The organism is Herminiimonas sp. NPDC097707, from assembly GCF_044761395.1.
GTDB lineage: Bacteria > Pseudomonadota > Gammaproteobacteria > Burkholderiales > Burkholderiaceae_D > Oxalicibacterium.
Genome location: NZ_JBIWCI010000001.1, coordinates 2,161,608 through 2,175,839 on the forward strand (window position 1 = coordinate 2,161,608; position 14,232 = coordinate 2,175,839).

8 protein-coding genes are annotated in these 14,232 nt (G+C 54.8%); all 8 read right to left on the bottom strand.

The genetic code is table 11. The annotated features are described in order from the left end of the window. Window positions 1-104 precede the first annotated feature (104 nt). Complete coding sequence (mlaE, locus tag ACIQW9_RS10515) at window positions 105-884, bottom strand: lipid asymmetry maintenance ABC transporter permease subunit MlaE (protein ID WP_402336372.1); 780 nt, start codon at window positions 882-884, stop codon at window positions 105-107. Beyond that, on the bottom strand, window positions 881-1,684 hold the full coding sequence (locus ACIQW9_RS10520; RefSeq protein WP_402336375.1) for an ABC transporter ATP-binding protein: 804 nt from the start codon (window positions 1,682-1,684) through the stop codon (window positions 881-883). The genes mlaE and ACIQW9_RS10520 overlap by 4 nt, the downstream gene beginning before the upstream one ends. 313 nt (window positions 1,685-1,997) lie before the next feature. Further along, window positions 1,998-3,461 (bottom strand): glutamate synthase subunit beta, encoded by a 1,464-nt coding sequence (locus ACIQW9_RS10525; protein ID WP_402336380.1) that lies wholly within the window; start codon window positions 3,459-3,461, stop codon window positions 1,998-2,000. Window positions 3,462-3,549: 88 nt separating this feature from the next. Next, window positions 3,550-8,238, bottom strand: a complete 4,689-nt coding sequence (locus ACIQW9_RS10530; RefSeq protein WP_402337998.1) for a glutamate synthase-related protein — start codon at window positions 8,236-8,238, stop codon at window positions 3,550-3,552. Between the two features lie 177 nt (window positions 8,239-8,415). Beyond that, window positions 8,416-9,123: a transposase gene (locus ACIQW9_RS10535; RefSeq protein ID WP_402336383.1), complete on the bottom strand. Its 708-nt coding sequence runs from the start codon at window positions 9,121-9,123 to the stop codon at window positions 8,416-8,418. Between the two features lie 62 nt (window positions 9,124-9,185). After that, window positions 9,186-10,700 carry an HDOD domain-containing protein gene (locus ACIQW9_RS10540; protein ID WP_402336386.1) on the bottom strand — a complete coding sequence of 505 codons (1,515 nt, stop codon included), beginning with the start codon at window positions 10,698-10,700 and terminating at the stop codon, window positions 9,186-9,188. Between the two features lie 25 nt (window positions 10,701-10,725). Further along, window positions 10,726-12,417 (bottom strand): putative bifunctional diguanylate cyclase/phosphodiesterase, encoded by a 1,692-nt coding sequence (locus ACIQW9_RS10545; RefSeq protein WP_402336389.1) that lies wholly within the window; start codon window positions 12,415-12,417, stop codon window positions 10,726-10,728. A gap of 365 nt (window positions 12,418-12,782) precedes the next feature. Further along, window positions 12,783-14,228: a MipA/OmpV family protein gene (locus tag ACIQW9_RS10550; RefSeq protein WP_402336392.1), complete on the bottom strand. Its 1,446-nt coding sequence runs from the start codon at window positions 14,226-14,228 to the stop codon at window positions 12,783-12,785. Between the last annotated feature and the right edge of the window lie 4 nt (window positions 14,229-14,232).

Here is a 14,232-nt window from a genome sequence, read left to right on the forward strand (position 1 = left end):
TCAAGTTGTTGATTACTTGAATCATCCTCACCATTTACACAATCAAAGCGCAAGAGGGGTCGCATATTTTAATCGAAAAGCACGATCACCGCTCCGCGCACCCCTTAGCTGAACATCAATGCCGTCAGCAGGAAATCCAGCCACAATACCGATAAGGAGGCAATCACCACTGTGCGCGTAGTGGCACGCGCTACGCCTTCCGGCGTCGGCTGCGCCTGATATCCCTGATACAAGGCGATAAACGTGACCGCAAACCCAAACACCACACTTTTGATCACGCCATTCACGACATCGTTCCAGACATCGACGCCGCCTTGCATCTGCGACCAGAACGCGCCCTCATCTACGCCTATCATTTTCACGCCGACGATATAACCGCCTATGATGCCGACCGCACTGAAAATAGCCGCCAGCACCGGCATCGCGACCACGCCCGCCCAGAAGCGCGGCGCCAGCACGCGTTGCAGCGGATCGACCGCCATCATTTCCATTGCCGACAATTGTTCGCCGGCTTTCATCAAGCCGATTTCCGCCGTCAGCGAGGTTCCTGCGCGACCGGCAAATAGCAGCGCAGTAACGACCGGCCCGAGTTCGCGCGTCAGCGACAATGCCACTAGCAGGCCCAACGCCTGCTCCGAACCGTATTTGTTCAGCGTGTAATAACCTTGCAGGCCCAGCACAAAGCCGACGAACAAACCGGAAACTGCAATCAGCACCAGTGAGTAGTTGCCAATAAAATGAATCTGGCTGATCACCAGTTGCGGCCTGCGCAGCAGGCTGCCGGAGACGCCTATGATCTTGAAAAAAATGCGCGTGGCAAAACCGAGGTTCGTGACGAATTCACGTACGCCACGCCCGATAGCCGTTAAAAACGCGGCGATCATTTGCTTTCTCCAAGACCGAGATCTGCAGCCAGCGATTTACCCGGATAGTGAAACGGCACCGGGCCATCTGGCTCGGCATTGACGAACTGCTTCACGTACGGATCGGTCGACGCCATCATGTCAGCCGGCGTACCTTGCGCGACAACTTTGCCGTTCGACAGGAAATAAACATAGTCGGCAATCAGAAACGATTCGTGCACATCGTGCGAGACCAGGATCGTGGTCGAGCCCAGCGCGTCGTTCAGTTTGCGGATCAAATTGGCAGTCATGCCCATCGAAATGGGATCGAGTCCGGCGAACGGTTCGTCATACATGATCAGTTGCGGGTCGAGCGCAATCGCCCGTGCCAGTGCAACCCGTCGCGCCATGCCGCCGGAAATTTCAGCCGGCTTCAATTGCGCAGCATTGCGCAAACCAACCGCCTGCAACTTCATCAAGACCAGATCATGTATCAATTGTTCCGGCAAATCGGTATGTTCGCGCAGCGGGAAAGCCACATTATCGAAAACCGACATATCGGTAAACAATGCGCCATGCTGGAACAGCATACCCATCTTGCGGCGCATCTGATACAGCGCTTTCGTGTCCATCCCGCTCACGACCTGCCCGTTTACCGCCACATTTCCCGCTTGCGGCAGCAATTGGCCGCCGATCAAACGCAGAACGGTCGTCTTGCCCGAGCCGGAGCCACCCATGACGGCAATGACTTTGCCGCGCGGGAAATCCATGGTGAGTTCCGACAGTATCGGACGCTCGCCATAGGCAAAATGTAGGTCACGGATTTCAACGAGATTAGGCACAGCAATGTATTTCTGTTGCAATGCCGTAATTGTAGTTCAGAAACGCGCAACGCTTCTGGACACGCCTCTTTTACCGTGAGCCATGACAGCAAAAACGTTGTAAAAAAACCCGCTGCATCAAAATAAGGCAGCAGGTTGGGGCTAAGACCGTTTCCGTTCAGCGCGGCAGCACCGACTCGCCCATCAAGAAGGCATCGACTTCGCGTGCACACTGACGTCCTTCACGGACGTGAAGCGGATCAGTCGAACAGGCCTGCGCCTGTTCGACCCGCTGAGCGCTGTCCTGACTTGCAAATCAGGACCGGGCGATCCATTACCGCGGCAAGACCGATTCGCCCATCAGGAAGGCGTCGACTTCGCGTGCGCATTGGCGTCCTTCACGGATCGCCCACACAACCAGCGACTGGCCGCGACGCATATCACCGGCCGCAAACACTTTGTCGACCGAAGTCCGGTAGCAGCCGTCTCCATCCGTTGTTGCCCTGGCATTGCCGCGCGCGTCCTTGTCGATACCGAATGCATCCAGTACTTGCGCGACCGGCGACACGAAGCCCATCGCCAGTAGCACCAGATCGGCCTTCATTTCAAATTCCGAATCCGGCACTTCCTGCATGCGACCATCTTTCCATTCGACGCGTGCAGCAATCAGCTTTTCAACCTTGCCGTTTTTGCCTTCCAGGCGTTTGGTGGCAACCGCCCAGTCGCGTTCGCAACCTTCTTCATGTGAAGACGAGGTACGCAGCTTGGTTGGCCAGTAAGGCCAGACCATCGGTTTGTTTTCCGCTTCCGGCGGTTGCGGCAGCAATTCAAATTGCGCAATCGACGCCGCGCCATGACGATTCGAGGTACCAACACAATCGGAACCGGTATCACCACCGCCAATCACGATCACATGCTTGCCGGTCGCCAGGATTTGATCCTTGACCTTGTCGCCTGCATTGACCTTGTTTTGCAAAGGCAGGAAGTCCATCGCAAAATGCACGCCCTTCAACTCGCGGCCAGGCACCGGCAAATCACGCGGCTGCTCAGCACCGCCGGTGAGGATAACGGCGTCAAAGTCTTTATCCAGCTGCTCAGGCGAAATCGTTTCCTTCGCCCAGTTGATGATATTGGCCGGGAAGTCCTTACCGACCAGCACGCCAGTGCGGAAGGTCACGCCTTCTGCTTCCATCTGCTTGACGCGCAAATCGATGTGCGACTTTTCCATCTTGAAGTCGGGAATCCCGTAACGCAGCAAACCGCCGATGCGATCGTTCTTCTCGAACAGGGTCACATCATGGCCGACGCGCGCTAGTTGCTGTGCGGCTGCCATGCCGGCAGGCCCGGAACCGACGATCGCGACTTTCTTGCCGGTCTTGACGCTAGATGGCTGCGGCACTACCCAGCCGCTTTCCCAGCCTTTGTCGATGATGAAATGTTCAATCGACTTGATACCGACCGGATCCTCATTGATCCCCAGCGTGCATGCGGATTCGCATGGCGCAGGGCAGATGCGGCCGGTAAACTCAGGGAAGTTATTGGTCGAATGCAGTGTATCGAGCGCCTGCTTGTAGGCACCGGAATAAACCAGATCGTTCCAGTCCGGAATGATGTTATTGACCGGGCAACCGTTATTGCAAAACGGAATGCCGCAATCCATGCAACGCGTTGCCTGCACCTTGGCTTCTGCATCGCTCAAGTGCACAGTGAATTCTTTATAGTGCTTGGTACGCTTTTTCGGCTCTTCGCTTGCTTCCTGCAAACGCTGGAACTCCATAAAGCCGGTAATCTTTCCCATATTTTTCTCGCCTTCTAAATCATACGTTTCAGCCCGACCGACTTGCGATCGGGCCCATGACTTCGTACTGGATTGCGTCTGTAAAGTCTTACACTGCGACTTTGGTCGACACGGCCTGTTCCGCCTGGTTTGCATGCATCTCGGTCAATGCGCGCTTGTATTCTGACGGGAAGACCTTGACGAACTTGCTGCGTGCCGTGTTCCACTCATCCAGCAAGGCGCGTGCACGCGTACTGCCGGTGTATTTGAAATGACGCTCGATCAGGTTTTTCAGAATCGCTTCATCGGTCTGTGCTTCGCTGCCGCGTTTATGGCTGTGCCAGGTTCCATGTTCAGCCTTGCTTTCCTGCTCGGCAGTGGTTTGCACATGTTCCAGCGACACCATCGCCATATTGCATTTGCCTGCGAACTCGCCTTTCGGGTCGTAGACGTAAGCGATACCACCCGACATGCCGGCGGCAAAGTTGCGGCCGGTTTCGCCGAGCACAACGACCGTACCGCCGGTCATGTATTCGCAACCATGGTCACCGGTTCCTTCAACCACTGCGATCGCACCCGAGTTACGCACGGCAAAACGTTCGCCTGCGACACCGTTGAAGAATGCCTCACCGGCAACCGCACCGTACAGCAAGGTGTTGCCGGCGATGATGTTCTCTACTGCGCGGCCGCGGAACTCGGTGTTCGGACGCACGATGATGCGTCCGCCCGACAAGCCCTTGCCAACATAATCGTTACCTTCGCCAACCAGATCCAGCGTGATGCCGTGCGCAAGGAAGGCCCCCGCCGATTGACCGGCAGTACCTTGCAACTGGATATGGATCGTGTCATCAGGCAAACCTTCGTGACCGTATTTCTTTGCCACCTCGCCTGACAGCATCGCACCAACAGTACGGTTGACGTTCTTGATGGGCGAAATGAACGAGACTTTTTCGCCGTGCTCGATTGCTGCTTTCGCCTGCACGATCAGTTTGTTATCCAGCGCTTTTTCGAGCGCGTGATCCTGATCTTCAGTCTGATAGCGCGCCACGCCGTCCGCCACTGCCGGCTGATAGAACATGCGGCTGAAATCCAGGCCCTTGGCTTTCCAGTGTGTGATCGCTTTCGATTTGTCGAGCAGATCGGCACGGCCGATCAGTTCATCGAATGTACGAATGCCCAGTTGCGCCATGATCTGACGCGCTTCTTCTGCGATGAAGAAGAAGTAGTTGACCACATGCTCAGGTTTGCCGGAGAACTTGGCACGCAAGACAGGATCTTGCGTCGCGACGCCGACCGGACAGGTGTTCAGATGGCATTTGCGCATCATGATGCAGCCTTCCACGACCAGCGGTGCAGTCGAGAAGCCCATTTCATCCGCACCCAGCAACGCAGCGATGACCACGTCGCGTCCGGTTTTCATCTGGCCGTCTGCTTGCACCCGAATACGAGTGCGCAAACCGTTCAAGATCAGCGTTTGCTGTGTTTCTGCCAGGCCGAGTTCCCACGGCGAGCCGGCATATTTGACCGACGACAGCGGCGAAGCGCCGGTGCCACCGTCATGACCGGCGATCACAACGTGATCGGCCTTGGCTTTGGCAACACCAGTGGCAACCGTACCGACACCGACTTCAGCCACCAGCTTGACCGAGATCGATGCTGCCGGATTGACGTTTTTCAAATCATGGATCAATTGCGCCAGATCTTCGATCGAGTAAATATCGTGATGCGGCGGCGGTGAAATCAGGCCGACGCCAGGCACCGAGAAACGCAGGCGTGCAATGTACTCGGATACTTTATGACCGGGTAGTTGACCGCCCTCGCCCGGCTTTGCGCCCTGCGCCATCTTGATCTGGATCTGTTCCGCCGAGCTCAGATATTCGGTAGTGACACCGAAACGGCCCGACGCAACCTGCTTGATTTTCGAGCGCAGCGAATCACCCGGCAGCAAAGGCGTGTCGACTTCAACCACATCGTGACCGATGACCGACGCCAGCGTCGAACCATCCTTGATAGGAATGCCGCGCAGTTCGTTGCGGTAGCGCTTGGTATCTTCGCCGCCTTCGCCGGTATTCGATTTGCCGCCTATGCGATTCATTGCAATCGCGAGGGTTGCATGCGCTTCAGTCGAGATCGAACCGAGCGACATCGCGCCGGTGGCAAAGCGCTTGACGATTTCTTTTGCCGGTTCGACTTCATCCAGCGAAATTGCGCTGGCCGGATCGAACTTGAATTCAAACAAGCCGCGCAAGGTCATATGACGCTTGGATTGATCGTTGATGATCTGCGCGTATTCTTTATAGGTGCTGAAGTTGTTGGCACGGGTCGAGTGCTGCAGTTTTGCAATCGCGTCCGGCGTCCACATGTGCTCTTCGCCGCGTACGCGATACGCGTATTCGCCACCTGCATCGAGCGAGTGTGCGAGTACCGGATCGGCGCTGAATGCCGCCTTGTGCAAACGCAGCGCTTCTTCGGCGACTTCAAATACGCCTATGCCTTCCACATTCGAGGAGGTGCCCTTGAAGTATTTTTCGATCAGCGATTTGTTCAAGCCGATGGCTTCAAAAATCTGCGCACCGCAGTAGGACATGTAAGTCGAAATACCCATCTTCGACATGACTTTCATCAAGCCCTTGCCGACTGCCTTCTGGAAGTTGGCGATGGCTTTTTCCGGCGACAACTCCCCCGACAGATCTTTCGCCATATGGCTCAACGTATCCATCGCGAGGTAAGGATGGATGGCCTCTGCACCGTAACCGGCCAGCAGCGCGAAATGATGCGTTTCACGCGCAGAACCGGTTTCCACCACCAGGCCGGTCGAGGTACGCAAACCCTTGCTGACCAGATGCAAGTGGATCGCGGAGGTAGCCAGCAAGGCCGGAATCGCCACCTGACTTTCATCGATCTTGCGATCCGAGATGATCAGGATGTTGTGACCGGAAGCCACCGCATCGACCGCTTGCGCACACAGCGAGGCCAGGCGCGCTTCGATACCGTCTTTACCCCATGCCGTCGGATAGCAGATATTCAGTTCATGCGATTTGAATTTGCCGCCGGTGTGTGCGCTGATGTTGCGCAATCTGGCGATATCGGCATAGTCAAGCACCGGCTGTGATACTTCCAGCCGCATAGGAGGATTGATGTTGTTGGTATCCAGCAGATTCGGTTTCGGGCCAATGAAACTGACCAGCGACATCACCATCGCTTCGCGTATCGGATCGATAGGCGGATTGGTCACTTGCGCAAACAACTGGCGGAAATAGTTGTACAGCGTCTTGTCCTTGTTCGACATTACGGCCAGCGGCGAATCGTTACCCATGGAACCGGTCGCTTCTTCTGCCGTGATCGCCATTGGCGACATCAGGAATTTCAAGTCTTCCTGCGTATAGCCGAATGCCTGCTGCAAATCGAGCAGCGCGGTAGTCGGCTTGGCTTCAGCCGGTTCCGCCTTCAATTCATTGAGCTTGATGCGTACCGATTGTATCCACTGTTTATATGGCTTGGCATTGGCGTAGGTATCTTTCAATTCCTTGTCGTCGATGATGCGGCCGGCATCCAGATCGATCAGGAACATCTTGCCCGGTTGCAGGCGCCATTTCTGGATGATCTTCGATTCAGGAATCGGCAGCACGCCCGATTCGGATGCCATCACCACCAGATCGTCGTCGGTCACGATGTAGCGCGCAGGACGCAAACCATTGCGATCCAGCGTGCCGCCGATATGGCGACCATCGGTAAATGCCATCGCGGCCGGACCATCCCACGGTTCCATCATCGCGGCATGGTATTCGTAAAAGGCGCGACGATTGGCGTCCATCAGCGTATGGTTTTCCCACGCCTCCGGAATCATCATCATCATTGCCTGTGCAATCGGGTAACCGGCCATCACCAGCAGTTCGAGCGCATTGTCGAAACATGCCGTATCGGACTGGCCCTCATAGATCAGCGGGAACAGTTTTTTCAGGTCGTCGCCCAGCACAGCCGACTTCATCACGCCTTCACGTGCGCGCATCCAGTTGAAATTGCCTTTGACGGTATTGATTTCACCGTTATGCGCGATCAGACGGTAGGGATGAGCCAGCGGCCATTCCGGAAAAGTATTGGTGGAGAAGCGTTGATGCACCAGCGCCAGCGCAGAGACGCAACGCGGATCCTGCAGGTCTTTATAGTATTCGCCGACCTGATCCGCCAGCAGCAGGCCTTTATATACAACCGTACGCGCCGACATCGATGGAACAAAGAATTCCTGACCGTGCAACAGATGCAAAGCCTGAATTGCATGACCGGATGATTTGCGGATCACATACAGTTTGCGTTCCAGCGCATCGGTCACCATGATGTCCTGGCCGCGGCCGATGAAAATCTGGCGGATGACCGGTTCTTTTTCGCGGACGGTAGGCGACATCGGCATGTCTTTGTCGACCAGCACGTCGCGCCAACCCAGCACAACCTGGCCCTCAGCCAATACCGAGCGTTCCAGCTCCTGTTCGCAAGCGATGCGCGATGCGTGTTCTTTCGGCAGGAAAACCATGCCTACGCCATATTCACCGGCGGGCGGCAGGGCAACGCCCTGCTTCGCCATTTCTTCACGGTAATACTGGTCCGGGATCTGGATCAGAATACCGGCACCATCACCCATCAGCTTGTCAGCGCCAACCGCGCCGCGATGATCGATGTTTTTCAGTATGAGCAACCCCTGCTCAACGATGGAATGGCTTTTCTTGCCTTTGATGTGAGCGACAAAACCAACGCCGCATGCATCATGTTCGTTAGCCGGATCATATAAACCTTGTGCGCGCATAACTTTCTCCACTACTTTTCAAGTCGAGGATCAAGAATAGTGCAGCGCAACAGCAAATTCAAGTCAAATAAATAGGGTCGGAGTTACTTAAAAATGGGCCAGTTTTTCAACACTATTAAATAGGGACATAGTAGATGGGAATTTGCACCAGATTGAATCATATTTGCAAAATTTGCTTTATTTTGGTGCGGGTTCCAGAGTTTTTCCTGCCGGCCGCCCACGCTTTGCCGGCCGCACGCGTCGAACTGCCTGTTTTTCAAGGGATAACTGGAATTGCTCCGAACCTAGGGCCCAGCCTTTCAAGGTCGCCTCGGTCAGCATGCGTACGTCGTCTTCCTTGACTCCCTGCTCGACCAGCGCCCGGTAAGCCGCTTCGCGCTCGAAAGGTGTATTACCCAAAGACCAGTACAGCGGATGATCCGAAATAATAGGGTCAGAGTTAATTCCTATGTGGTGCGCATAGCTGGACCACGGATAATCTCCGGCCGAATGTGCGAGCTCGCATCGCACCGGATTCAGCTCGATATAGGCGCAACAGGTCATGAAGTAGCGCTCGGCATCCAGCACCGTCGCCTTGTAGCGGCCCTGCCACAAAGTGCCCGTGCGTGCGTACTTGCGATTGAAATACGGGACGTAATGACGTCCCAGCCATTGCATCAGCCGACTCAATCCTTCCAGATCGGTGGGCGTAGCAAGCAGATGAAAATGCGTGGGCATCAGCACGTAAGCGTGAATGGCGACCTTGAATTGCTTCGCGGCCTCTTTCAAACGACTCAGGAAAAAGCTGTAATCGGCACTCTCGCGAAAAACAACCTGCCCATTGTTGCCGGATTGAATAACGTGATGTGCCTGATTGGGTATGACGAGCCGGGGAAGTCGAGCCATGATCTGGATGTAAGCTGAATAATGCCAGCTATGGTAATTCGACTACGCTGCCGACGGGGGAATTAGTACATGGCGCGCGCCCAGCCAGGCTCCGAATGGCAGCGATGCTCTATCGCCTTGACCACCAGCGCGCGCAACTCATCCAGCAATACCACTTCATTCGGCGTGATTCTGGAGGTTGGGAAGCTTGCATTCCAGTCGCCGTAAATAAAGCCCACCGGATGAAAATTCAGCATCAAAGGCAGAATCATGAAGCTGCGTGAACTGCCCAGTTCATCGCGCCACCAGCGCGGCAACTTGTTGATGAAACCCGGCGCCAGTGCATCATCAACCAGTATCATTTTGTCGTTTGCCAGTGCGGCATGAAAAACGTCCGGCTGATACGCATCGTTAAACATCAGGCGCGGCAAAATATCTTCCGTGCATTCGCCAAAGCACATGCGTGCAACATATTTGGCTTCATCATGATTACGCAGGAACGTGATGGCGCGACTCAAACCCAGGCCTTGATAAACGGTCTCCAACGCCACCGTCATCAATTGGCCGGTACTGGCCGTCACGATGTCATCGCGCATATCACCGACGCCGCGCCGGATAATCTCAATCGCATCGGCAGGCTTGCCTAAAGGCAGCAACAGTTGCGCTTCCGGTTCGTCGGATCGCTTTTCCTGGCCGATCAGCAACTCATCTTCCTCGGCGATTTTTTGTGCCGTATCGACGGCCAACAGGATGTCGGGAACATCCAGTCCCAGCATCTCTGCATAATTTTCCGCAATTTTAGTCAGACCTGCGGCGGCGGCATCCTCGCCCTTGCACACTACGCCGGCACAGTGCGTCGCCATCGTCGAGATGGCAGCCAGCCATTCCGAATGCATCAGCGGCTCATGCGCAACATCTGTATCGATACGCGGCGGTATCTCTTTCAGGCTGGCCACCAGCGAATACGGGAAACCCCAGCGCTTGCCAATCAGGCTGCCGATTTCATCCAGGCCTATGCCCAGAACTTCGTGCGCGGCTTCATTTTCGGCAATATTTTTCTCGGCCGCTACCGCCTGCACCTGCGTCCATTGTTCAGGCAGGTAAAACGACACCATCAGCCGCCCCAGCGAATGCAGTATCGAACAGACTACCGCCTCCTCCGTATCGCGCCGGGTCGATGATGACGCAACCTGACGCGCAATCTGACCCGCCAGCACAGCCCTTTCCATTTCATTACGGGTATGCGATGTCGCCAGCGATGCGGCAGACAAACCATCTATCAGCTTCAAACCCAGAGCGAGATGGCCGATGGTTTCCGTGCCCAGCACGATCACGGCCTTGGAAACCGTATTAATGCCCTGGCCAAAAGCCGAGTACATCGCACTGTTCGCCAAACGCAAAACACGTTGCGTCAAAGTGGGATCGGACAAGACCGTTTTGGTCATGTTGAATTCGCGATCGTTATCGCCGTGCATGGCTCCGACAATCGCACTGACCACGCGGGAAAATCCCGGCAGGTCACCACGCTGGCGCACACGCGTCCACAGCAAATCCAGTGTTTTGTCAGGATCGATCAATGGGTTGATTGGTTTCTTCATGAATCAGTTTTTACGGCCTGGCAAACTAGTTGTGCAGAGCAAGTGTCTCTGCTTCCAAAATATCGATCAGTGAATCAGGCAAGGAAGGGTAGCCGGTATGAAAACCCTGAATCAGCGAGCACCCCTGAGTGGACAGAAATGCCAGCTGCTGTTCGTTTTCAACGCCCTCAGCCACCGTTTGCAAATTCAGACTGCCGGCCAGATTGAGAATCACATTACAGATCGCAGCGTCCTTGACGGATGCGGGCAAATCCTTAATGAAGGTGCGATCGATCTTGAGCGCCGCAATCGGAAAGCGCTTCAGGTAAATCAGCGAGGAATATCCGGTGCCGAAATCGTCAATCGCGATCCTGACGCCACGCTCCGCAATCTTGCTCAACAGTACTTCCGCGTGCTCAGGATCCGACATCAGGATGCCTTCGGTAATCTCCAGCATCAATTGATGCCCTTCCAACCCGGACAGTTTGAGGGCCTCATCCATCATGCCGAGAAACTGGTCATTACGGAATTGACGCGGACTGACGTTGACTGAAACATAGAGTTGCCGGCCAGCCGCCTCCTCGAATCGCTTCAGCTGCACGCATGCGGATTTCAATGCCCATGCGCCGAGCAGATTGATCAATCCATTGTCTTCCGCCATCGGGATGAACTGATTCGGCGGCACCAGACCGATATCCGGACGCATCCAGCGCATCAAGGCTTCAAACCCCATGATCTGGCGTGTTTGCGCATCGACGATAGGCTGATAGTGCAACAGGAATTCACCGTTCCTGACTGCCTCGAACATCGCAGCTTCCATCGACACATCATGCTCGATCCGGTTGAAGGCAAGCTCGTTATAAATAATGCAGCGCGCCTTGCCGGTTTCCTTGGCCCGACACATAGCCGTATCGGCATGCGCCAGCAATTTGACTTCACTGTCACCGTGCACCGGATAAATTGCAACCCCGATCGAGGCACTTACATACAAGGTATCGTCATTGATTTCAAAGGGCAGCTGGATGGCAGAAATCATCCGGCGCGCCACATTTTGAATTTCCACTTCATCGATGGCGCCGGGAAGTACCGCGACAAACTCATCGCCGCCGACTCTGGCCAGGGTATCGACATCGCGCAGGGTTTCACGCAGGCGGCCAGCCGCAATCCGCAGCAATGCGTCGCCAACCGCATGGCCCAAGGCATCATTCACCTTCTTGAAACCGTCGAGGTCCAGCGCGATGACAGAAAAACCGATATTGGTACGGCGTGCTTGCGCCATGCTCATGCTCAAACGATCGGCCAGCAAGGCGCGATTGGGCAAATTGGTCAGCTCATCGTGCGTCGCCATGTGGCGTAAACGCTCTTCTGTTTTTTGCCGATTGGAAATGTCGCGCCCCACCAGCAGCAACTCCAGAGCGGCTCCCGTTTCATAGGCAATCATTTGCAGTTCGAACTGCAATACTGCAGTATGCGTCGCCATACGCACGCTGACCTGGGTAATTTGCATGGACAAAAGCGCCTGACGCAAAGACGCTTCGATTGCATGTCGATCCGATAAGCGCACCAGATCAAACAGATTCATGCCCACCAGCTGCACATCGGAGCCGATCACCTCGGCAGCACGACGACTGGCATACAGAATTCCGCCCTGCCTGTTGAGTCGAAGCACAACCTCTCCAGCCACTTCCATCAGGCTGACTAATTGATTATTGGCCGTATCGTTACGTTTTGAAAACATGCTTAAAGCAGCTGAATTAAAAATAGAGGCCCATGGCTTTGATTTGTTCATTATTGCCATCGTGACACTGAATGCACCACTTGGCTGAACAAATGATAAATTTCACCAGCTGGAAATGTAAAAATTTGCAAACGTAAGCGTCAAATCTTAATGCAGTGAAATAAAAAAGAATAGAAAAGATTGCATTGAAAAAATTAAATTCCGTTTTTAACGACGTTTTCATGTTCAAGGCTGGCTGAATGCATACCATTCGCACGACAAGCTCATCAAAATGGGCTATTCCCTCGTAAAAAACAGTAGCACGCAGCGCCCCTTTAGATGAAAACGTGCTGAAGTTCGGCAGAAAACCTCACTTCAGCGGCATCTCATATCTTCATTTCGAGATAGGTATAAATGTAATTCGAGCCGCCATTCACATCGCCCAGCAATCTCGATGAGCCGAAAATGCCGGAGCGATGCGAAACGCCCACGCCGACATAGGTTTCCTTCAGATTGCGCGAACCGATCAAATCGCCCAGACTGACATCAATGGTTGGGTCCAGATAATTCAGCAAGCGCGATGTCGGACGATTGCGCACAGCCTGGCTGCTCGCTTCCGTATACGGCACCCGATTTGCATAAGAAACACCCAAACCCCAGCCTAGCCGCGTCTTGACCTTATGGCTCCACGGGAAGCCATAGTAAAAAGCCTTCATGAACAAATCGACCTGCATGCCGTTGGCCTGCAGATTCCGGTCGTTGTGATGCACCAGCCCGGCATAGCCGACAAAATCCAGCGGCAAACCATTGAGTTTTTCGATAAATGGTTTACCGACATGCACGCCGGCAATACTGGTAGGCGTCGTCTTGTCGAGATCGGCACATTTGAAAGTAAGAATTTTCGCCAGATGACAGCTATCGGCACCCGCCCGGCCATACAGCACGCGCACATAAGTCGGCGACTTCTCATCGGCCCACAACTGCTCCTTGTAGCTGCCAAAATCATACGATGCGCCGACAAAGAATGATGGCTGCAAACCTTTGCGCACTATCGGGCTGTCCTTGATCCGGCTATCCAGCGCCGTGACGGAAACGCCGCCCAGCAAACGCCACCGCTCGGTCAGGTTGTACGAACCGTACAGATTCAGCGCCACATTGGTGCCGGAGCCTGGCGCATAAGCCGGTCGCGCTGCCGTCGCCTCTCCTGCCAGCACGCCATAGTAATAATTATTCAGCTTGCCATCGCGCATCGATATGCTGACGCTGGGGCGAAAAGCCCAACGCCCCGAACGCCAGTCATACGAATACTCCAAGGCCAGTTCGTTGCCGTCCGATACCGAACTCACGTCGTGCAGGAAAGATGCATGCAGCGTGCCCCAGGGCTGCTTGTAGCGATACGTCACGCCCAGGTCGACGCCGGTACTGCGCGGCGCCATTCCACTCAATGCTGCTGGCTGTTCATCCTCTGGAAATCCTTCCAGACGCCGACGCAAGAAAACGTCCACGCGCTGATCCTCATCCGGCGCGAACTTGACGCCGATGCGATTGGCATGCAGGAAAAAACGCTCGCCTTCATACAGATACAAGGGCAGCAAATCCTTGCGATTGCCGCCACCCACATACGGCGAACGCTCGACCCGCGTGACAAATCCAAGGCCGGCACTCCCCGGCGTCGTCATGAATTCATTGAAGGGACTAGATGCCGTCTGCGCCTGCGCTGTCCATGCGACAGGAAAAGCACAGGCTAGCAGCGCACAATGCAGAAATGCTTTTCTCAACGGAGAAATGTCTTGTCCGGCAGTTGCCGCGCGCAGGAAGAAAGAAGATGTCATCGGA

Bases quoted from the DNA above. Each gene is read 5' to 3' on its own strand.
- ACIQW9_RS10535 (WP_402336383.1), bottom strand. From the start codon at position 9,123: ATGGCTCGACTTCCCCGGCTCGTCATACCCAATCAGGCACATCACGTT.
- mlaE (WP_402336372.1), bottom strand. From the start codon at position 884: ATGATCGCCGCGTTTTTAACGGCTATCGGGCGTGGCGTACGTGAATTC.
- ACIQW9_RS10540 (WP_402336386.1), bottom strand. From the start codon at position 10,700: ATGAAGAAACCAATCAACCCATTGATCGATCCTGACAAAACACTGGAT.
- ACIQW9_RS10545 (WP_402336389.1), bottom strand. From the start codon at position 12,417: ATGTTTTCAAAACGTAACGATACGGCCAATAATCAATTAGTCAGCCTG.
- ACIQW9_RS10550 (WP_402336392.1), bottom strand. From the start codon at position 14,228: ATGACATCTTCTTTCTTCCTGCGCGCGGCAACTGCCGGACAAGACATT.
- ACIQW9_RS10530 (WP_402337998.1), bottom strand. From the start codon at position 8,238: ATGCGCGCACAAGGTTTATATGATCCGGCTAACGAACATGATGCATGC.
- ACIQW9_RS10525 (WP_402336380.1), bottom strand. From the start codon at position 3,461: ATGGGAAAGATTACCGGCTTTATGGAGTTCCAGCGTTTGCAGGAAGCA.